The sequence below is a fragment of the Iningainema tapete BLCC-T55 genome, from assembly GCF_014698965.1.
GTDB classification, from domain to species: domain Bacteria; phylum Cyanobacteriota; class Cyanobacteriia; order Cyanobacteriales; family Nostocaceae; genus Iningainema; species Iningainema tapete.
The window spans coordinates 54,364-72,735 of record NZ_JACXAE010000078.1 but is presented as its reverse complement, the minus strand read 5'-3'; the positions used below and the strand labels follow the sequence as shown (position 1 = coordinate 72,735).

The 18,372-nt window shown below is 40.4% G+C and carries 23 protein-coding genes and 1 pseudogene; 13 read left to right on the top strand and 11 right to left on the bottom strand.

Translation table 11 applies throughout. The features are described from left to right. The first annotated feature begins 258 nt into the window (after positions 1–258). The 6 genes from ICL16_RS25685 (at position 259) to ICL16_RS25665 (ending at position 3,307) form a co-directional block, all read left to right on the top strand. Positions 259–546, top strand: a complete 288-nt coding sequence (locus tag ICL16_RS25685; RefSeq protein ID WP_190833632.1) for a type II toxin-antitoxin system TacA family antitoxin — start codon at positions 259–261, stop codon at positions 544–546. Next, positions 533–853, top strand: coding sequence for a hypothetical protein (locus tag ICL16_RS25680; RefSeq protein WP_238360958.1), 321 nt, complete (start codon positions 533–535; stop codon positions 851–853). Before ICL16_RS25685 ends, ICL16_RS25680 begins: the two co-directional genes overlap by 14 nt. 400 nt (positions 854–1,253) lie before the next feature. Then, complete coding sequence (locus tag ICL16_RS45980; RefSeq protein ID WP_238360957.1) at positions 1,254–1,625, top strand: hypothetical protein; 372 nt, start codon at positions 1,254–1,256, stop codon at positions 1,623–1,625. A 23-nt stretch (positions 1,626–1,648) separates the two neighbouring features. Next, positions 1,649–2,407: a KamA family radical SAM protein gene (locus ICL16_RS25675; RefSeq protein ID WP_238360956.1), complete on the top strand. Its 759-nt coding sequence runs from the start codon at positions 1,649–1,651 to the stop codon at positions 2,405–2,407. A 202-nt stretch (positions 2,408–2,609) separates the two neighbouring features. Further along, positions 2,610–3,110 carry a hypothetical protein gene (locus ICL16_RS25670; protein ID WP_238360955.1) on the top strand — a complete coding sequence of 167 codons (501 nt, stop codon included), beginning with the start codon at positions 2,610–2,612 and terminating at the stop codon, positions 3,108–3,110. Between the two features lie 8 nt (positions 3,111–3,118). Continuing rightward, the gene (locus ICL16_RS25665) at positions 3,119–3,307 is read left to right on the top strand and encodes a hypothetical protein (protein ID WP_190833630.1); all 189 of its coding nucleotides are present in this window, start codon (positions 3,119–3,121) and stop codon (positions 3,305–3,307) included. Here ICL16_RS25665 and ICL16_RS25660 read toward each other — a convergent pair. Beyond that, positions 3,269–3,781 (bottom strand): hypothetical protein, encoded by a 513-nt coding sequence (locus tag ICL16_RS25660; protein WP_420485304.1) that lies wholly within the window; start codon positions 3,779–3,781, stop codon positions 3,269–3,271. The two genes, ICL16_RS25665 and ICL16_RS25660, sit on opposite strands and share 39 nt — an antisense overlap. A gap of 118 nt (positions 3,782–3,899) precedes the next feature. Beyond that, positions 3,900–5,885, bottom strand: coding sequence for a DUF1565 domain-containing protein (locus ICL16_RS25655; RefSeq protein WP_190833626.1), 1,986 nt, complete (start codon positions 5,883–5,885; stop codon positions 3,900–3,902). Positions 5,886–5,959: 74 nt separating this feature from the next. On the opposite strand from ICL16_RS25655, the gene ICL16_RS25650 reads away from it, so the two are divergent. From ICL16_RS25650 to ICL16_RS25635, 4 genes are all read left to right on the top strand, one after another. After that, positions 5,960–6,946: an ABC transporter ATP-binding protein gene (locus tag ICL16_RS25650; RefSeq protein ID WP_190833624.1), complete on the top strand. Its 987-nt coding sequence runs from the start codon at positions 5,960–5,962 to the stop codon at positions 6,944–6,946. Next, entirely contained in the window at positions 6,947–7,759 is an 813-nt protein-coding gene (locus tag ICL16_RS25645) for an ABC transporter permease (RefSeq protein WP_190833622.1), read from the top strand. A gap of 234 nt (positions 7,760–7,993) precedes the next feature. After that, positions 7,994–9,655, top strand: coding sequence for a GldG family protein (locus ICL16_RS25640; RefSeq protein ID WP_190833706.1), 1,662 nt, complete (start codon positions 7,994–7,996; stop codon positions 9,653–9,655). Between the two features lies 1 nt (position 9,656). Then, positions 9,657–10,220 (top strand): DUF4340 domain-containing protein, encoded by a 564-nt coding sequence (locus ICL16_RS25635; RefSeq protein ID WP_190833620.1) that lies wholly within the window; start codon positions 9,657–9,659, stop codon positions 10,218–10,220. A gap of 4 nt (positions 10,221–10,224) precedes the next feature. Here the strand turns inward: ICL16_RS25635 and ICL16_RS25630 are convergent, their stop codons facing one another. The 6 genes from ICL16_RS25630 to ICL16_RS25605 all read right to left on the bottom strand — a co-directional run bounded on the left by ICL16_RS25630 (position 10,225) and on the right by ICL16_RS25605 (position 13,803). Continuing rightward, entirely contained in the window at positions 10,225–10,497 is a 273-nt protein-coding gene (locus tag ICL16_RS25630; protein WP_190833617.1) for a hypothetical protein, read from the bottom strand. A gap of 564 nt (positions 10,498–11,061) precedes the next feature. Continuing rightward, positions 11,062–11,469, bottom strand: a complete 408-nt coding sequence (locus ICL16_RS25625; RefSeq protein WP_190833705.1) for a COG3650 family protein — start codon at positions 11,467–11,469, stop codon at positions 11,062–11,064. Positions 11,470–11,565: 96 nt separating this feature from the next. Continuing rightward, on the bottom strand, positions 11,566–11,838 hold the full coding sequence (locus ICL16_RS25620; protein WP_190833615.1) for an alpha/beta fold hydrolase: 273 nt from the start codon (positions 11,836–11,838) through the stop codon (positions 11,566–11,568). 105 nt (positions 11,839–11,943) lie between these two features. Then, positions 11,944–12,291 carry a hypothetical protein gene (locus tag ICL16_RS25615; protein WP_190833613.1) on the bottom strand — a complete coding sequence of 116 codons (348 nt, stop codon included), beginning with the start codon at positions 12,289–12,291 and terminating at the stop codon, positions 11,944–11,946. A gap of 5 nt (positions 12,292–12,296) precedes the next feature. Then, entirely contained in the window at positions 12,297–12,917 is a 621-nt protein-coding gene (locus ICL16_RS25610) for a pyridoxamine 5'-phosphate oxidase family protein (protein ID WP_190833611.1), read from the bottom strand. A gap of 16 nt (positions 12,918–12,933) precedes the next feature. Further along, entirely contained in the window at positions 12,934–13,803 is an 870-nt protein-coding gene (locus ICL16_RS25605; protein WP_190833609.1) for an alpha/beta fold hydrolase, read from the bottom strand. 76 nt (positions 13,804–13,879) lie between these two features. On the opposite strand from ICL16_RS25605, the gene ICL16_RS25600 reads away from it, so the two are divergent. Then, a complete protein-coding gene (locus ICL16_RS25600; protein WP_238360954.1) occupies positions 13,880–14,443 on the top strand; it encodes a TetR/AcrR family transcriptional regulator in 564 nt (187 codons plus the stop codon). Positions 14,444–14,459: 16 nt separating this feature from the next. Here the strand turns inward: ICL16_RS25600 and ICL16_RS25595 are convergent. After that, positions 14,460–14,624: pseudogene (locus ICL16_RS25595) on the bottom strand (Uma2 family endonuclease); the annotation flags it as partial. Between the two features lie 110 nt (positions 14,625–14,734). Then, complete coding sequence (locus ICL16_RS25590; protein WP_190833604.1) at positions 14,735–15,679, bottom strand: RsmB/NOP family class I SAM-dependent RNA methyltransferase; 945 nt, start codon at positions 15,677–15,679, stop codon at positions 14,735–14,737. Between the two features lie 222 nt (positions 15,680–15,901). On the opposite strand from ICL16_RS25590, the gene ICL16_RS25585 reads away from it, so the two are divergent. Further along, positions 15,902–17,302 carry a DUF2157 domain-containing protein gene (locus ICL16_RS25585; protein WP_190833601.1) on the top strand — a complete coding sequence of 467 codons (1,401 nt, stop codon included), beginning with the start codon at positions 15,902–15,904 and terminating at the stop codon, positions 17,300–17,302. A 113-nt stretch (positions 17,303–17,415) separates the two neighbouring features. Beyond that, positions 17,416–18,087, top strand: a complete 672-nt coding sequence (locus ICL16_RS25580; RefSeq protein WP_190833597.1) for a GDYXXLXY domain-containing protein — start codon at positions 17,416–17,418, stop codon at positions 18,085–18,087. Here ICL16_RS25580 and ICL16_RS25575 read toward each other — a convergent pair. Continuing rightward, on the bottom strand, positions 18,084–18,326 hold the full coding sequence (locus tag ICL16_RS25575; RefSeq protein WP_190833594.1) for a hypothetical protein: 243 nt from the start codon (positions 18,324–18,326) through the stop codon (positions 18,084–18,086). The genes ICL16_RS25580 and ICL16_RS25575 overlap by 4 nt on opposite strands. Positions 18,327–18,372: the final 46 nt, after the last annotated feature.

Below are 18,372 nucleotides of genomic sequence, written 5' to 3'. Positions count from 1 at the left end.
CATTGAGTAGCGATCGCAAAATATAGGTTCGTAGTTGCTCCCGCCGCCATCAAAGCAACTACCATTCTACATTGAACGAGCAACAGCTTACTTTCTAAGCCGCATATCTAATAATTTCAACTTCCGCTCCATTATCAACAGCGGCTTCTGCTCTTTTTAAATTTCTAGTTAGGTGGAAGCGATCGCCCAATTTCTGTTTGATCTCACTTTTTCGCGTTGCTCCCGTTAAAATTAGGAAAACATTCGGCTTTATTCTCCATGTCTAACAGTCACGAAAATACAGTTAGGATCACAGCCAGAATTCCTGTGAGTATTCAAGAAACTCTACACAGAGCGGCAGAATTATCAGGTGCTACCTTGAATCAGTTTATGATTCAGGCGGCTTTGAAAGAAGCAAAAGAAGTGATAGAAGATGAAAGAGTGATTATTTTGTCACAAAGTGAAGCTGATACGGTATTTAGCCTGATTGAGAATCCTCCTGTGCCGAATGCCAACTTAAAAGCAGCCTTGAAAAAGCACAAGGAATTTTTCAGTGAGAGCAATTGAATTGTTAGGTAAGCAGCACGAACGCGAACGCTTTAATTGTGGCAATGAAGCATTAAATCAATTCCTCAAACAAACAGCAAGACAGCATATCCAAAAAGGTATTTCCCGTACTTTTGTTTTAGTTAACACAGAGCAGCCAGAGACTGTGATTGGTTTCTTCACATTGACATTGTGTGAAGTGCTTGTAGATAAATTTCCAGCAAAATTCTTGAAGAAATACCCTTATATAGTTCCTGGTGTAAAGTTGGCAAGATTAGCAGTCGATCAAGCCTATCAACGACAAGGAATTGGAGAAGTTTATTGCTAGCATTGCCGTTATGATTGTGCTCCAACGTCTCAAAGTTGTTCTTGTTGTATATCGCTGTAAGCATTCCAACAGTGCTATTATATCTGGCATGGGCTTTCCGTCCTGATTGAGTTGTGGTTGTGGTAAACAATAACTCTACTACGGAAAGCCCTCATTATTTTGGCGAAGGTATTGTTACGTAAGTTGTATTTTCTCAATAGCCAAAAAGTTTAAAGCGAATGCTACTTTGTTGCTTAATGTTTGCTTTAATACTATTTAGGTAACACACTATAGCGTTCCTAAATGATTCCCAAACAGTCCTGTTTTGACTGATGACTGATAACTGTTGACTGTCAACTGTTAACAGTTAACAGCCCAAATGAAAAGTTTGTAAATCAAATAGGATTGCTATAGTTAGTTCATGATACAAAACAACGTCGCTCATAAGCCTGTATTAACCAGTACTAGGCGTAAAGAAATTTGTCAAATTTTTGGCGAGACTTACAACTGTGAAAGTTGGAATGACTGGCGTTGGCAAATGCGGCATCGGTTAACTAAGTTGGAACACTTTCAGCAGATATTGCAACTTACTCCAGCAGAAGAAAGGGGGCTTGCGATCGCACCTGAGAAGTTTGCCGTTGCTATAACACCATACTTTGCATCACTACTAGATCCTAAAGATCCACTTTGTCCATTGCGGTTGCAGGTGATACCAAGAGAAGAAGAAATGCTAGTAGATAGTACGGATATGATAGATCCGTGTGGGGAAGACCACGATAAGTACCTGGACTAGTACACCGTTATCCTGATAGAGTGTTGCTGCTAGCCTTAGACAGTTGTGCTGCCTATTGTCGTTACTGTACGCGATCGCGTTTGGTCAGCCAAGGACAGATGTATCCACTGACACGACGGTTGGAGGCGATCGTCACCTATCTTGAAGAACACACTGAGGTACGCGATGTACTAATTTCCGGTGGCGATCCTTTGCTCATGGCTGATGAACCTTTAGACAAATTGCTTGGGCGACTGCGTGCCATTCCCCACATAGAGTTTGTCAGAATCGGTTCACGAGTACCATGTTTCTTGCCAACTTGTGTCACGCCAGAACTTGTTGCTATACTACGCAAGCATCGTGTGTGGCTTTCCTTACACTTTTGTCATGCTCAGGAACTGACACCAGAAGTAGCACAAGCTTGTGATTTACTCGCTGACGGTGGCATTCCTCTGGGAAGCCAAACTGTGCTGCTGAAGAATGTGAATGACTCAGAACAAGCACTTAAGCAGCTATTCCACGGTCTACTCAAGCTGCGTGTCCGTCCTTACTATTTATACCAGTGTGACCTGGTAGTTGGCACTTCACATCTACGTACAAGCGTGCAAACAGGCATAGATTTAATTTCTAAACTGCGTGGGCATACCACTGGATACGCCGTACCAACTTACGTCATTGATGCCCCAGGAGGCGGAGGTAAAGTGCCAATTCAAGCCGAAACTTTGCTAGCTTATGAGCAGGGTACAACTAAGTTGCGTAACTGGGAAGGCGAAATGTACACCTATGTAGATCCTATTGACTGAATCAGGGTGTTCACCCACGCGATCACTAATGAAGAAATGCTGGAAATACTACCTAGCATAGAGTAGATAAATGTAAAAGATTCTCGAATAGTAGGCAGTGTAAAACTCAACAAAAACTGCTCGTATTGACATTATTTGGTAAATACGTATAATAATACGTATTAGCCGAAAAATTTATTGAGCGTTTTAAACGCAATAGCATATGACTTCTACTATGTTGAGTTGTATCTACTCAGATGTAATGTTTACAGCAACTGAGTTAAACCGTCAACCAGGAAAAGTACTAGACCGTGCTTTAGAGCATCCAGTAACAATTACTCGTAATGATGAGCATTTTGCTTTGCTGCGTCGCGAAGAAGTTTCTTCTCTTACCAAAGCGGCTCAAAACGGTAGATACCTTATCGAGCTTTTAAGTGCTGCTTTTCGTTTACGTTTAGGCGAAAAGCTTAGTACCGAACATCCACATAGTTGGCTTAAAGTATTTGACTTTGATGACCTTCAAGATTTTATTAATGAAGTAACAGAGGCTTACCGCTCAGCTGTCTTATGTGCACAAGCTTGGGACGAACTAGAAGCAATTATTCATGAGTGGCATGAAAGCGCATTAGCTATCGCCAACCCTGAGATTGCCTATGCATTCAGTGAGCAGGATGAATATGATGAAGTACCATTAACTCAACCTTTTACTGAGAAGGTAACCTGAATTCTAAAATGACAGGAATTTCATCAAATGAATCAGAAACAAACAACGTGGAGCCGCCAGAAGTTAAGCTAACGGCTCCTGATTTGTCAAACAATGAAAAGACAGAAGAAATTACAGTAGACAGTGATTTATCTAATGAAAAAGAAAATGTGTTTGGCTTAACTACTTTTTTCATCCGACATGGCTCTGAGTTTTGACGTGAAAGATTGTGAGCGATCGCACGTTTGTGGGGTAAATTGTCCTATAGGAGGATGATTAGTCGCTGCACTCAGAGTAATTTCTTCCCGATGGGACGATTCTACAATAGTCTCAGGAGGATTAATTTCTTCTGGTACTGGATGTTTTTGCGGCACAGGGAGTGGGGGTAATGAAGCTTGTGATGTTAAACTTTCGGGAAACTTGCTGCATATTAACCGCTCAAATTCCATGTTGAAATGAAAAACAACTTGTCCTCGTCGTTGCCAAAGAGATAATATTTGCTGTACAGAAAACGCTTTATAACGACCTTGATATAATGCTTCAATTACTGCTAGATGCAGCCAATTGATGGGATAATGTTTTTGCCAACGGTCTACTAACTCCGCAGCACCATATCCACCTAAATCGAAACTATAATGAATCAATAAGGCTATTGCCAAGTTAATTGAGATGTCCTGGGCTGGTTTGAACATCGGGCTATCTGTTTGTGGCAATAGAGATAAACTTTGTTCCCATCCCATCTTAGACTCCGAAGGGTAGTGCGACAATAACCTTTAGGGTTTGTTTATATAAAGACTTCTATTCTACTAGTTAACAACTTGTTTGGAAAACAAGTTGTGGTGAATTGATCGCAGGTGCTTGCCCAGTAGCGACTAATGCTTGATAAACCATTGCGGCAACTTCTCCTATTGTTGCTGCAATTCTCGGTTTAATTTGATTTGGCTCTGGGTAATTAACAACTATTTTATGTTTGATTGCCGTAGCTAAAGCAACACGAGCAGATTCAGGCACACTATTATAGTCACTGTAATTAAGTAAGACATCTGTAGTTTGAACTGGTGGTAGTGCTAATCCATTCACTAAAGAGACAATTACCTGTAGCCGTTGTACATTTTGATGCGGGTGGAATGTACCATCTTTGTTTCCACCCACAAAACCGCCACTAGCTGCCTGCTGTATTTCATGATATGCCCAAAAATCCTTTGGTACATCAGTGAAATCTGGTACTGGGCGTTTGGGGTGAGGATGGAAAGCAGCTGCTACTAAAGCGGAATACTGAGCGCGAGTCATGGGTTCATCTGGTTTGTAACTGGCATCGGCAAACCCACGAGTTAAGTTGATATTAATTAAGGCGCGAATAAATGGTTCTGCCCAGTGTCCCATCAAATGTACAAACAAGGGAGTATTATGATCGGGGTTAACAATGTAAGGACTAGCTATGGGCTTCATCAAACCAAGTGTTACCAATGCTTGATAGATTAACGCTGCTACCTCGCCGCGATTAATCTCTTTTAACGGTTCTAATTTTTCCACATGAGGATAGTTTACCACTAGCTGTTTTTGCGTAGCAACTGCTACAGTGTTGGTGAGATGATTAGGTATTTGAGCGCGATCTTCATAAATACTTAAAATATTTGGATTGCCTCCACTTAATTTCAATCCATTGACAATGGAAAAAATTGCTTGAATTTTTGTTAAATTTTGCATTGGTCGAAATGTTCCATCCGTAAATCCCTCCATATAACCAGCATTTGCTGCACTAGAAATGGCTGATGCTGCCCAAAAATCTAGTTTTACATCCGTAAATGTACGCAAATTTTCCCTGGCGGGTAACCCAAAAGCCTTGGTAATTATAGCGGCAAATGAGGCACGAGTGATCGGTGCTTCTGGGGCAAAAGTACTTTCAGTAAAACTACTCATCCATTTTTTCTCACACAATGCGGCGACAAAAGCCTCAGCCCAATGCCCAGTCGTGTCACAAACCAGGGTGCTATCGTTTGCTACAGTAAACTCAAATATCCCTAACTTTTGCTGATCGCGATCGCTAACAATATTACCCTCTAAGTCAGGAGCGGCGTTACCATTAATCAACAAACCGCCCTGACTATTTTTTTCCACAATATTATGCTTGAGTATCGGTTGTGCTTGTCGTGAAACAGCTATCCCAATGCGGTTTTCCCATATCTTATTGTTAGCTAACAGTGGAGCAGCAAAATCACTGACAACAATACCCAAGGCATTCTTTTGCAAAACATTACGCAAAACTTCCCCTTGACTATTACGTGCTATTACTATAGATGCAGCTTTATTTTTTACTAGTATATTATCTACAATTGCTGGTTTGGCTTCCCCACTCACAAATACACCTTCCCTACCACAATTACTCAAGGTATTATTAGCTACAATTGGATTTGTAGACTCAATCCAAATACCAGTACCTCTAGCGATGGGATTGGTGACAGTTACACCCCTAAGTTGGGCATTGCTGAGAAGGAGGAGAGTAATATTTTGCCTGCCAAAGCTTTGGCTGTCATACTCCCCACTACCGAAAATCAAAATACCTTCACCTTTGTTTGCTTCATGACCCACCACTATGACACCAACAGGAATTAAAATCGGAAATAACTCACCACTATTAATGCTGTAAGTTCCGGCTGCTAGCTGAATAATCTTGGCGGTTGTGTCTTGTAAAGCGCGGGTGAGACTTTTGTAAGGGTTTGATCTTGAACCAGGATTGGCATCATTTCCCACCACGGGGTTGACATAAACTGTAGTAATTAAGGTAGAGTTTCCCATTGATCGCGCTTGGAGTAATTTAGATGTGATTTATCATGGTTTGATACTATATCAATTACTTATAGCGAAAACGAATGATTGAAGTTGAACACCTGAGTAAAATTTATGGCTCTACCCCAGCTATTACTGATATTAATTTTAACGTAGAACCAGGAGAAATTTTGGGGTTCTTAGGACCGAATGGTGCTGGTAAAACAACAACCATGCGCATTTTAGCCGGGTATCTACCAGCATCAAGTGGTACAGCTCGTATTGCTGGTTTTGATGTGCATGAAAAATCCTTAGAAGTGCGCAAACGAATTGGTTATCTACCAGAAACGCCGCCGTTGTATCCAGAAATGACGGTGGAGGGATTTTTACATTTTGTCGCCCGGATTAAAGGTGTCGCTAGTGGCGAGCGCATGAAGAAAGTAAAAGCAGCGATTCAACGCTGTAATTTAGAAGAAAAACGCCAAGTCATTATCCGCAAACTTTCTAAAGGATATCGCCAAAGAGTAGGTATTGCTCAAGCAATAGTCCACGATCCACCTGCGATAATTTTAGACGAACCTACTGTTGGACTCGATCCTCGGCAAATTATCGAAGTGCGGAATTTAATTAGAAGCCTTGCTGGTAGCCACACCATTGTCATTTCTACACATATTTTGCCAGAAGTCAGCATGACCTGTAACCGAGTGGCAATCATCAACGCAGGCAAAATAGTAGCAATCAATACAATTGAACATTTAAAGGCACAGTTGACAGGAGGCTCAGGATATGAAATAGAGATAGAAGGCGATGCTGGATTAGCAAAACAGATATTGTATAAAATACCAGGAGTGAGTCTGGTAGAATCAATTTCTACAGTAGGGAGCGATCGCACTTTTTTACGAGTGATATCGCAGCCTGGGGCGGAATTAGGACAAGAAATTGCCGCCGAGTTGGTGCGTTGCGAGTTCAATTTGCAACAAATGCGGCGTGTCAGCGCTACCCTAGAAGATGTATTTTTGCAACTGACAACGGAAGAAAAGAATTTGGAGACAGAAGAAAAATCACCAGCCAAAGGAGAAGGGGCAGCTTAAATGCGAGTTGTACTGGGAAATATTATTGCCATTTATCGCCGAGAACTACAAAGTTATTTTGTTTCACCTCTAGCTTATGCAGTCGCAGGCGTGTTTTGGTTGTTAGCTGGGTTGTTCTTGGTCTTGATTTTGTTGGGACCGGATGGGATCATACCCACAGTGGCGGCATTAGATTTACAAGAACAACAATTAAAAGTACCAGTGCCGGCAATTGATGTTCCTTACGAATTTGTGCGAGCATTTTTAGATCGAATGGGCTGGCTGTTGTTGTTTGTTTTGCCAATCCTCTCAATGGGACTTTATGCTGAAGAACGCAAGCGTGGTACATTAGAACTTCTAGCTACATCTCCCATTACAAACTGGGCAGTCGCTGTCGGTAAATTATTGGGAGTACTCACCTTTTTTATCACGATGATTGTGCCTCTATTAGCTTTGCAAGCCATCATTTTAGTTCAGTCAAGCCCACCAATGTCGCCAGTAATTCCCTTGCTCGGTCATTTTGCCTTAATCTTACTTGCAGCAGCAATTTTATCATTAGGGATGTTTATTTCTTCTTTGACAGACAGCACAATTCTATCGGCTGTGCTTACCTTTGCCGTAATTATATTGCTACTGTTTATTGATTTAATTGCTAAAAATATTCGTGGTCCTGTGGCAGAAGCTTTGAGTCATATATCATTATTAAAGCATTACAGTACTTTGGTACAAGGAATTTTCGACACTAGCAGCTTAGTTTTATTTGCTAGTTATATTTTTTTAGGTATCTTTCTTACAGCGCAATCAATTGATGCATTACGTTTTCAAAGACGGTAGTTAATGGTTAATATAGCAGTTCTAAATGGATTAGAAAATGAACCGCCAAGACGCCTTCGCCGACAGGCGTCTCGTTCGCGCAGCGTCTCCGACAGGAGAAGAGAAGAGCGCCAAGGAAAGAAAGAGAGTTTTTTTAAGAATGATTTAGGATTGTTCGTAGTGAGCGCTTAAGCGCTCAAAGCAATGGTTTTAAGCGCTTACTACAAACTAGATAAAGGACAAATGACCAATCAAATGAAAATCATAGCAAAAAATAAATGGAAGTATCTATTTTGGTTTGGTCCTTTTTTGTTGACAGCAGGATTGACTGCTGGTTTGGCATCGGATAGTTGGGGAACTCTTCCCTCCGCTTTGATAATTTCTGGTATTGTGATTATTGGGTTGTGGGTGATATGGCAAAGTTACTACAGTAAATGGTGGAGTCAACGTTCTACTCAAGTTAGTACTAATGCTCTAGTTGCTACTACTGCAGTTTTGGTGATTTTGGGGTTAGTTAATTTCTTGGGTACGCGCTACCACTTCCGTACAGATGTCACGGAAACTCAGTTATTTACTCTTGCTCCTCAGTCACGGCAATTGTTACGTTCTTTGTCTCAACCTGTTAAAGTATGGATATTTGCGATTAATCAAAATTCTCAAGACAGGCAATTGTTGGAAAATTATCAACGTTATAGTTCAAGGTTTAAGTTTGAGTATGTAGATCCACAAGCTAAGCCGATACTAGCAGCAAAGTTTGGTGTTAAAGAAAATAATGGCGAAGTTTACCTGGAGTCTGGTGATAAAAGACAGTTAGTGCAGGTAGTTAATGAGCAAGAGCGTCTTTCAGAATTAAGTTTAACGAATCGTTTGCAACAAATTGTCAGTCCATCTACAGTTAAAGTTTACTTTCTCCAAGGTCATGGCGAACATCAACTTTCACTAGGTGAGGGTGGAATGTCACAAGCAGTTCAAGGATTAGGCGATCGCAACTTCACTACCTCTGCGCTTAATTTAACAGAAAAATCCAGTATTCCTCAAGATGCTACGGTGGTGGTGATTGCGGGAATTAAACGAGGGCTGTTTGATACTGAGGTAAAAGCTTTGCAAGATTATCTCAATCGTGGCGGTAACTTGCTGCTGCTTATCGATCCTGGTACAGATGCTAAATTGGATAATTTACTTGCCGAGTGGGGTGTACAATTAGATTATCGTTTGGCTGTCGATCAGTCAGGAGAAATGGTAGGATTTGGTCCTGCGGTTGCTTTTGTGACAACTTATGGTAAGCATCCGATTACGCAAGATTTTGGTAATGGTATTTCTTTTTATCGTTTAGCACGACCTATAGATACTATCGTAGTGCCTGAAATTGAAGCTACTCCCCTACTACTAACTCAGCCCTACCCCGAAACTTGGGCAGAAAGCGACTTAGAAAGCGAGAACCTACAGTTTAATCCTCAAAGCGATCGCAAAGGACCTTTAACATTAGGTGTCGCTTTACGCAAGAAAATCATACCACAAGTAGAGACGCTCCGCCGGAGCGTCTCTACACCAACGTCAAATCCCACACCCACCGGGCAAAGCGTCTCTACACCAACGTCAAATCCCACACCCACCGGGCAAAGCGTCTCTACCCCACCATCAAATCCCAAAGTGTCACAGATGGTAGTGATAGGTGATTCAGATTTTGCTACAGATGGGTTGTTTGGGCAACAGTTAAATAAGGATGTGTTTCTCAACTCGGTAAGTTGGTTGAGTCAACAGGAGCAACAATCTTTATCGATTCGCCCCAAGGAAGTGAAAAATCGCCGTTTGAACATTACAATTGCTCAAGCTCATATTATCACATGGTCGTCTTTGTTAGTTTTACCCATACTAGCTCTAGCCGGATCAGTTATTTTGTGGTGGCGCAGGAGGTAAGATGAAGTTACAACGGACAACGATAATTTTGATTCTTCTGGCGCTGGGTTTGGGTAGTTTTGTCTATTTCTATGAAATTAGAGGTGCAACACAACGAGAAGAAGCTCAACAAAGAAAGCAAATCTTTTCGTTTGCGGAAAAAGATATACAGTCTTTGACAGTGACGACAAAAAACTCGACAATAATTTTGGAGCGCACGACGAGCAATGCTCCATCCAACTGGGTGATTAAATCTCCCATCGTTGCTCCGGCTGCTAACCCAGTTGTTTCCTATCTCACCGATTTGCTAGTCAAGGGTAGGGTTGAACGTACTTTATCTATCAACGCTAACCAGTTGAATGAATTTGGCTTAGCACCTGCTCAAGCAACAATTGAAGTGAAACTGAGCAATCAAAAAACCTATCAGATGCTTTTGGGTAAGTTAGACTTTAATCGCCGCTTTTTATATGCACAAATTGATCCTACTACTAGCAATCAGAATACAAATGTGCTTTTAGTCTCTACAGATTTTGCCAATGCCGTCAATCGTGAACTTTCCGAGTGGCAACAAACAGTTAAAAATTAGAATTTCATTCATCTAATACCTGGCAGCGAGAAAGATTAACCAGTAAGTCAATTACTTCCTTATGCTTTTTGTGAAATTTTAAAAGTTCTAAGTAAGCAAATGGAACTACTATAGGCCATAATATAGAAGCAACTACTAATATTATGCTGGAAAAGAAGCGCTGTTCAGAATTCATTTCTTCATCTGCTAGGAAAAATTCCAGCCACTCACTAAAGAAGTAGTACGACATGGCTAAGTAACCTAAGATTGCTAGATAAATGACAAGTTTTATAAGCATAATGCTACTTTTTTCCTAAATTGAGCTAAGGTTTTTTTCCCTTGCCTTAAGAATGTAAACACCGAATATTTGATCGACGTTGAGAATAATGTGTTTCCTATTATACTCACATTTTTGCGGTTTTACGTAACTATTGATCGGGCTAGATTATTTTTCTCTAAATTTACCTTAAAGTTTTTATTTTTTGAAAGATTAAACGTAGTTATCTATACAAGTATGCAGAAAAAGTCACAAAACCATCAATTAATTTCATAGTATATGTTTTCTTAGATATGCATTTTTCTATACTTTATTGTACTGAAGATGTTGTCAGACTATTTAAACTAAGACTATTTTACTCAAAATCATCAAATTTTACTTCTAAAAAAATATTTATTTAAATAAGTAAACATAATTTATCAACTCTTTGTTTTAAATTAAATTAAAAATCGATTTTATCATAGCTTAACAGCGTAAAATTACTTTGCCTATAGTGATTTCACTTAAAAGTTAGATGAAAAGATTTGGCAGTAGATCAGCAATTATTCTGATTACTGCTCTCTGGCTTTATTTTATAACAAACGATTATTTTTGATTTGCGCAACCATCGAGAACGCGATCGCCTAAAATGAGAGTTGCTGAGTAGGGATATTTATTATCTGACATACCATCGCTACAGTCACTAACTTTTTTGATAATGAGCATACTGTTATCCTTGCTCCTTAAACGGTACACCCGTACTACATCTAAAGGACGCCCTTGTGCTGGAATAGGTGCGCTGTAAGGAAATGTCAGCTTTTTTGTCTCTGGTGAAGAGTAGACAATGCCCTTTTTGCTAACGGTTATATTCCAAAATGGTTCAGTACCTCGGCTGATAAATTCTTCAGTATTGGCAGTATCCACAGCAACGAGAGTATTTTTACTAGGATTCGGCACTGCTAGGGCGCTGGTACAAAATCCAAACACAAAAATGCAAGATATTAAGACTTTCATTTTCAAGAATTTATAGCTACTACTTGGTTTTACTTTATCTTTTGCTTCCGGCTGTTGTGTGAACTCTTTAGCCATTTGCTCAATCTCCGCTCTGCTCTAAATTACTTCTTCAGTACTTAAACATATGATTCCCAAAAACCTGGTTGATTTGATGCCACTGATTGAGTGTCCAACTAGAATGACATCCTCATTTACTTCATCAAGTTCTTGGACTATAGCTTCTGCATACAGCATTCCACTGGCATCTTGTCGATCAGTTGGTAGATCTACTTTGATTGCTTGGTGAGTTAGCTTCTCAAGCTCAGGGGTCAGTAAATTCCAGCACTGTGAAGTTTGAGTGGAACCATGTATTAAACAGAATTGACTCATAGTGCGGACATTGCTGATACCAGCATCAATGTATAAGTGATTAACCTAAGTTAGGAAGACAACTTCCTGGCTTATGTTAATCAACTGAGCGTTTACTACGATTAATTACATCAAAATATCCTCGTAAAATCCCCCAAAAGGTTTCTGCGGATGCCTAATCTGGATCTCCAGCACCCACAGGTTGCGGTTCGGGCGGAAGGGTATTGCCGCTAACTTACCAGGGTAGTAGGCAGTATGAGGGAAGTCTGACAAACGGTGTCCATCCATACTTAGATTAAGCACCCAACCCAAATCACTGGCAATTTGATCGGCAAACTGGTATAAAGCTTGACCGCTGAGTGCATCTGTGTGCCACTTGTCCGCTTCCCATGTTTTTGTTCGGGCTGCGAAAAACTCCTCAATCGAAAAGTCATCTTTGTTTTTCTCAATGCCAAGTGTTTGATCAGTTGTCATGACTTTTACTCCTTCCTAATGGATCTTTCTTCCAATTCCGTCAAACGTTGTTCTAATTCGTCAATTCTGGCTTGCCTAGATGCAGTTATTTCGGCTACTTCTTGCTCAGAATAGCGAATAGGAATATGCTGTGGACAGTTCCAATTCCAAGCTTCAATCCGAAAGAGAATTGCTCGCTCAACCACTGCATCATAATTCGGATCTTTTAGTTGTTCAATTAGGGCAGGATCGTCCTCAACAACAACAGCACGTCCCCAAATTTTTAGTCTTTGGCGGTGGCGATAATCCATGAGAAAGATGAATGCTTTATCGTTTTCTGAAAGGTTTCCCACTGTGACATATTGGACGTTGCCTTTGAAGTCGGCAAAGCCTAACGTCTGTTCATCTAAAACTTTCAAAAAGCCTGGTTTTCCACCGCGAAACTGAATGTAGGGATAGCCGTTAGAACTAACTGTTCCTAAATAAAAGCTATCTCGATCCGCAATGAATGCGGCAATTTCTAGTGTAATAGTATCATTTGCTGAACCACTTTCCTCAAAACGAGCGTAAATCGAGCGCGATCCACGTTTTTCTTGGGCTGCTTTCACAGCTGGTGTGAACGCAATTTGGGTGAATTTACGGGGCATAAAACTACCTCTAAGATCAAGCAGCTAAACGTTGCAGCCGTTTGGTTAGGAAGTTGGTGATGAGATTGGCAATAACGTCACCGTCTTCCTCAAGAGCAAAATGTCCTGTATTGAGCAAATGAAACTCATTGTCTTTAAGATCGCGCAGATAAGGATATGCACCATCAGCGGGAAAGATGTGATCATTTTTCCCCCAGACTACTAGTGTTGGCGGTTGATGCTTGCGAAAATAGTCTTGCCATTGAGGATATAACGCTACGTTAGACCCATAGCTGTAGAATAAAGCCAATTGAATTTCATTATTACCAGGACGATCTAAAAGGCGTTGATCGATATTCCAGTTGTCAGGGCTAATAATTTCTGGATTACGAACTCCGTATGTATATTGCCATTTGGTGGCATCTAGTGTTAGTAGTTGTCGCAATTTGTCAGCATTCTCTGGTGTACGCTCTTTCCAGTAAGCTTTGAGGGGTTCCCAAAACTCGCGCAAACCTTCTTCGTAAGCATTACCGTTTTGTACAATTAATGCTTCCACTCGCTCCGGATGTTTAACTGCAATTCGATAGCCTACTGGCGCTCCGTAATCCATCACGTAGAGACTGTACTTTTTCAAGCCGAGCGCCTCAATAAATTTGTCTATCACTTCAGCCAGATGATCGAAGGTGTACTCAAACTCGTCCACAGTAGGCATAGAACTGTTGCCAAAACCAGGATAATCTGGTGCGACTAAATGAAATCGATCTGCCAAATCTGAAATCAGATTGCGGAACATGTGAGACGATGTTGGAAAACCATGAAGCAGCAAAATGGTTGGAGCATCTGGCAAACCCGCTTCACGATAGAAAATATCGAGTCCGTCAATGTTAATGGTGTGATAGGTAGTCATTGAATATCTCCTTCCCAATATTTTGTACCGAATGTTCGGTTAAATATATATTACCGAACGTTTGGTACAATGTCAAATGAAAAGTTTACGTTCTTTGCACATGTCAAGAGAAAAGCTTGTAATCCAGTTGTTGAATCTGTTCCGGCAGTATGGATATGAAGGTGTCAGCCTTGCACAAATTTCTCAGGTAACTGGCTTAGGTAAAGCTAGCCTTTATCACCATTTCCCAGGTGGTAAAGAGGAAATGGCACAAGCTGCACTCGACTACATCGACGATTGGTTAGAGGCAAATATCTTACAACTGCTGGGTAGTAATACTACACCCCAAGCACGGTTGAAGGCAATGCTGGATAAGGTGGGAGTATTTTATGACGAAGGGAGAAAGTCTTGTCTGTGGGCAGTTTTGACGCTGGAGCAGTCGAGCGATCGCTTTCACACCCATATCAAACAGGCATTAACACGATGGATTGATGTGATGGTAGAGGTGCTTAAAGAAACTGGGTTGAATGAAGTACAAGCCAAATACCGAGCTGAGGAAGTAATTATCAAGATTCAAGGGGCATTGGTTTTAGCAAGGGCGTTAAACAATACCACCATTTTCACTCGCACAATCAACGAGATTTGTAGAGACGTTCCATGAAACGTCTCTACATCATGATCTCAACGTTTAATTTACGACTAATTATACCTGCCACTTGCTCATGTGGTCCTGTCGGTTCCATGTCAAATAATTCCCCATCGATCAATTCATAACGCTCGTTGTCACCGTATTGAGTGATGAACTCATCAAATGTTATCAGTTTAGGAGTAGTTTGAATCATGATTACTCGAAAGTGGCTAGATTGTTTTTATTATGAACCGCTGAGACGCAGAGAACGCAGAGGAAAGAGTGAGCAAACGAGATACCTGACTTCTTAAAGAAGTCGGGTATCTATGTCTTTAAATTATGCCAAATTTTCGGTAAGTTTTCTACGTTCACTGCCTTTGTTTCTCCCTGTTCTAAATTCTTAAATAGTACAGTGAATGCACCTGCTCCTAAGCTATGTTGGGGAAACATTCTATAGCATGGTATTGTAGTTAGGTGTGATTGATAGTCTTTTAAGTGGTTAATTTCTATTGCTTGAAATTGCGGAAATCGTTCTAATAACCATTCACACACCTGCTCATTTTCTTCGGGAGAGTAGGTGCATGTCATGTAAGCAAGATAACCTTGGGGTGCAACAATTTGAGCAGAATTGGCAATAATTCTTTTTTGTCTATTTGCACATTTATTAATAGTAGTAGGATGAAAACATCCAGGAGCGACTTCTCCTTTTGCTAGTAAGGATTGACCAGAGCAGGGAGCATCTACTATAACTAGATCACAAGAATATGGGATCGTTTCTGCCCAGATACGTGAATCTCTACTAACGATAGTGGCAGGGCTTATATGGCAACGCTTTACGTTAGAAATTAGCATTCCTAAGCGTTTACCAATTACTTCATTACTGATGATTAATTCTGGTTGCAGAGCTTTCCAAGCAAAAACACTCTTTCCTCCTGGTGCAGCACACATATCGAAAACTAACTTGACATGCGGAATTGTTAATAAGGTTGAAGCGGCAAATACAGAAGAAAAGTCTAAGCAATAAAAATAACCTTTTTCGTGCAGGGGATTTTGTCCTGGTTTTTCTTTTATGGGTAAGCAGTCGATAAATTCAGGTTGCCAGGGTGTGATAATTTTTGCAGCAAAGGGAGATTCAGGCTTGGGCTGACACCAGAGTATGCACGGGTGATAAGGTTGCGGATTTGTTAAAGTTTCCACAAATCTTTCTTGCTCATCTGGAATTTCAAATAACCGACGTGAAAGTTTAAGTAATAGGTTAGAAGGTTTCATAAAAACTTACAAATTATTCTTTTGAACTTGAACCCCCCAACCCCCCTTGATAAGGGGGGCTATTTTCCCCCCTTTTTAAGGGGGGCAAGGAGGGTTCAAAAGACAAAGAGTTAAACTGTCACACAACAAAAATGTTATGAAGGCAACTACTTTCATACTGGAGAAGATACTCAATTGCCATTTATATGACGATCGCAACATGATTCAGCAGAGGGTATTGTCATGATATTAGATAATTTTCGCGCCAAATTACGCCAAGAAGTAGAAATCTGGCGAGATGAAGGGCTGATTGACAACTCACAGTACCAACAACTCGTTGAACGTTATCAATTTAATAATTTAGAACATGTTGCACGCGATCGCTTTGTTTTCATTCTGATTGGCTTGGGTAGTATACTTTTAGGGTTAGGTGTCATTACTTTTGTCGCTGCAAACTGGCAAGTATGGTCACGAGAAGTTAAGTTAACACTTTTACTAGGTTTGTTTGTCATTACCAGTACCAGTGGTTTTTACTTTTGGCGAAAACCCGTACAACCAAAGAAGCGTCAACGTCAACAAATACTGGGGCAGGGATTGCTACTATTTGGTGCTTTGCTGATTGGCGCTAATATGGCGCTTTTGGCGCAGATATTCCACATGAGCGGTTCGGGTTACGAATTATTCCTGGCTTGGGGTATTGGTGTTTTGGTAATGGCTTACAGTCTGAATTTAACTTCTTTGGGGGTACTAGCTTTAATTTTAGTACAAATAGGATATTGGGTAGGAATAGGAGAATTTTGGTTTTCTCCCAGAGGTGATTTGAATTGGGCGTGGCATGTAGTGCAACATATGCCGCTATTGTCGTGGGTGCTGTTTTTACCTCTAGCTTACTTATGTGAATCAGCTTGGCTTTTTACTTTAGCTGCCATTGCCTTTGCTTCGTCATTACAATTTAATCTCAGTCCCCTGCAATATATAACTTACCAAAATACCGCACCTTGGGTAGCATCTTTTGCCTTTGCACTTCCGCCCGCACTATTATGGAGTTACGATGATCTGATATTTCCACTCGTAAATTTTCGCTGGTTTCAATATATTGCTCGTAATTTAACACTCATATTTTTCAGTATCTTGTTTTATAGTTTATCTTTTCGTGGATGGTGGCAGCACAATACAAATTATTCAGCAATAACTGGTAATAACCAATTACAAATGCTTCCACTAATAGATTTAGGAATTATGAGTGGCTTGGCAATATTACAGTGGTGTTATTTGTTGCTCAAGAAAAACAAATTAAAACAAAAGCTAGATATTAACCATGTCTTTATTGGCAGCCTTATTATCATCGTCGCTTTAGTACCTTTATGGCATCAGATGACTAGTGGAACTGATGTAGTATCTATATTTATATTTAATGCTCTTTTAACAATTTTCGCTTGTGGACTAATTCGCGTCGGACTAGAGTTAACCTTAAGACAAGCCTTTTGGGGAGGAATGATATTATTAACACTGCAAATTATTAGTCGAATGTTAGAATACGATACTGCCTTACTTTTAAAATCTTTAGTTTTTATTTTATGTGGTGTTGTCGTAATTATAGCTGGACTTTGGTTTGAAAAACGTTTACATAAGGTTAATAACTAATATAGTAGTCCTAAATATTTCTTTTCTTGGCGTCCTTGGCTCAGGAGCGGTTCATAACTCAATTAGGATTGCCATAGCAATTAACAATTATCCCTTCTTTTCAGAATACTCATATGGACTCTCAAAAAATATCACAAAATGTTAACCTGGGAGATGCGATCGCACTACCACCAACTAAACCTATACCAATTTGGCGGTTTGTGCTTCCCCTGCTGATGCAAACAGTATTAATTCTTACTGTACCAGCGCAGGCAGTTTACACACACCTGACAGGTAAGACAGTTATTTTACAAACAATACCTGTAGATCCTTATAGTATACTCACTGGCTATTCCCAGAGCCTTACTTATAACATCTCTCGACAAGAGGATTTGAAGAAACTTCCTGGTTGGGAAGAATTAGTCAAAAAATATCCTGGTAGTAATAAGCAACACTATCCTTTGGCACAAGGAACTAACTTATACGTAATTTTACAAGCTGAATCTAATACAGCTAGTATTCCTAAAGCTTGGAAACCTGTGCGAGTCAGTGAAAAACTTCCCACCTCTCTAGCTGCCAATCAAATCGCCTTACAAGGTTCTTATCGTTATGGCACCGTTGTCTATGGCTTAGAAACATATTACATTCCCGAAGACCAAAAAGAGCAAATTAACAAAGAAATCTCCCAAATTCAACAAAGCACAACAGGGGAACAGCAACCAATAGTAGTGGAAGTAAAAGTGGATGCACGGGGTAAAGCCGTGCCAATTAGTATGTGGGTGCGTGAGCGCAACTACCGCTTTTAGTCTTCGTGCCGCCGCATCTGCCAAACTGCACCGAAAGCTGCACCTGCACCTGCTACTAAACCAGTACTCATTCCCTGTATAGTTTTCTCTACAGGGCTTTGAGTTAAACATTCATTTGTAACTGTGGTGGCTTGCAGGCACATATTACTTTCAGCCCAACTGGTAGTACCTCCTAAAATTACACCAGTGACACTACAAGAAACAACAAGCAGTAAAAGACGTTTGGTTTTTCTATCCATAGGTAGTTGCGGTTCTATCTTCAGGATGATTAAGGTTACTCAAACT

Bases quoted from the DNA above. Each gene is read 5' to 3' on its own strand.
- ICL16_RS25685 (WP_190833632.1), top strand. From the start codon at position 259: ATGTCTAACAGTCACGAAAATACAGTTAGGATCACAGCCAGAATTCCT.
- ICL16_RS45980 (WP_238360957.1), top strand. From the start codon at position 1,254: ATGATACAAAACAACGTCGCTCATAAGCCTGTATTAACCAGTACTAGG.
- ICL16_RS25670 (WP_238360955.1), top strand. From the start codon at position 2,610: ATGACTTCTACTATGTTGAGTTGTATCTACTCAGATGTAATGTTTACA.
- ICL16_RS25665 (WP_190833630.1), top strand. From the start codon at position 3,119: ATGACAGGAATTTCATCAAATGAATCAGAAACAAACAACGTGGAGCCG.
- ICL16_RS25660 (WP_420485304.1), bottom strand. From the start codon at position 3,781: ATGTTCAAACCAGCCCAGGACATCTCAATTAACTTGGCAATAGCCTTA.
- ICL16_RS25655 (WP_190833626.1), bottom strand. From the start codon at position 5,885: ATGGGAAACTCTACCTTAATTACTACAGTTTATGTCAACCCCGTGGTG.
- ICL16_RS25650 (WP_190833624.1), top strand. From the start codon at position 5,960: ATGATTGAAGTTGAACACCTGAGTAAAATTTATGGCTCTACCCCAGCT.
- ICL16_RS25645 (WP_190833622.1), top strand. From the start codon at position 6,947: ATGCGAGTTGTACTGGGAAATATTATTGCCATTTATCGCCGAGAACTA.
- ICL16_RS25640 (WP_190833706.1), top strand. From the start codon at position 7,994: ATGAAAATCATAGCAAAAAATAAATGGAAGTATCTATTTTGGTTTGGT.
- ICL16_RS25635 (WP_190833620.1), top strand. From the start codon at position 9,657: ATGAAGTTACAACGGACAACGATAATTTTGATTCTTCTGGCGCTGGGT.
- ICL16_RS25630 (WP_190833617.1), bottom strand. From the start codon at position 10,497: ATGCTTATAAAACTTGTCATTTATCTAGCAATCTTAGGTTACTTAGCC.
- ICL16_RS25625 (WP_190833705.1), bottom strand. From the start codon at position 11,469: ATGAAAGTCTTAATATCTTGCATTTTTGTGTTTGGATTTTGTACCAGC.
- ICL16_RS25620 (WP_190833615.1), bottom strand. From the start codon at position 11,838: ATGAGTCAATTCTGTTTAATACATGGTTCCACTCAAACTTCACAGTGC.
- ICL16_RS25615 (WP_190833613.1), bottom strand. From the start codon at position 12,291: ATGACAACTGATCAAACACTTGGCATTGAGAAAAACAAAGATGACTTT.
- ICL16_RS25610 (WP_190833611.1), bottom strand. From the start codon at position 12,917: ATGCCCCGTAAATTCACCCAAATTGCGTTCACACCAGCTGTGAAAGCA.
- ICL16_RS25605 (WP_190833609.1), bottom strand. From the start codon at position 13,803: ATGACTACCTATCACACCATTAACATTGACGGACTCGATATTTTCTAT.
- ICL16_RS25600 (WP_238360954.1), top strand. From the start codon at position 13,880: ATGAAAAGTTTACGTTCTTTGCACATGTCAAGAGAAAAGCTTGTAATC.
- ICL16_RS25590 (WP_190833604.1), bottom strand. From the start codon at position 15,679: ATGAAACCTTCTAACCTATTACTTAAACTTTCACGTCGGTTATTTGAA.
- ICL16_RS25585 (WP_190833601.1), top strand. From the start codon at position 15,902: ATGATATTAGATAATTTTCGCGCCAAATTACGCCAAGAAGTAGAAATC.
- ICL16_RS25580 (WP_190833597.1), top strand. From the start codon at position 17,416: ATGGACTCTCAAAAAATATCACAAAATGTTAACCTGGGAGATGCGATC.
- ICL16_RS25575 (WP_190833594.1), bottom strand. From the start codon at position 18,326: ATGGATAGAAAAACCAAACGTCTTTTACTGCTTGTTGTTTCTTGTAGT.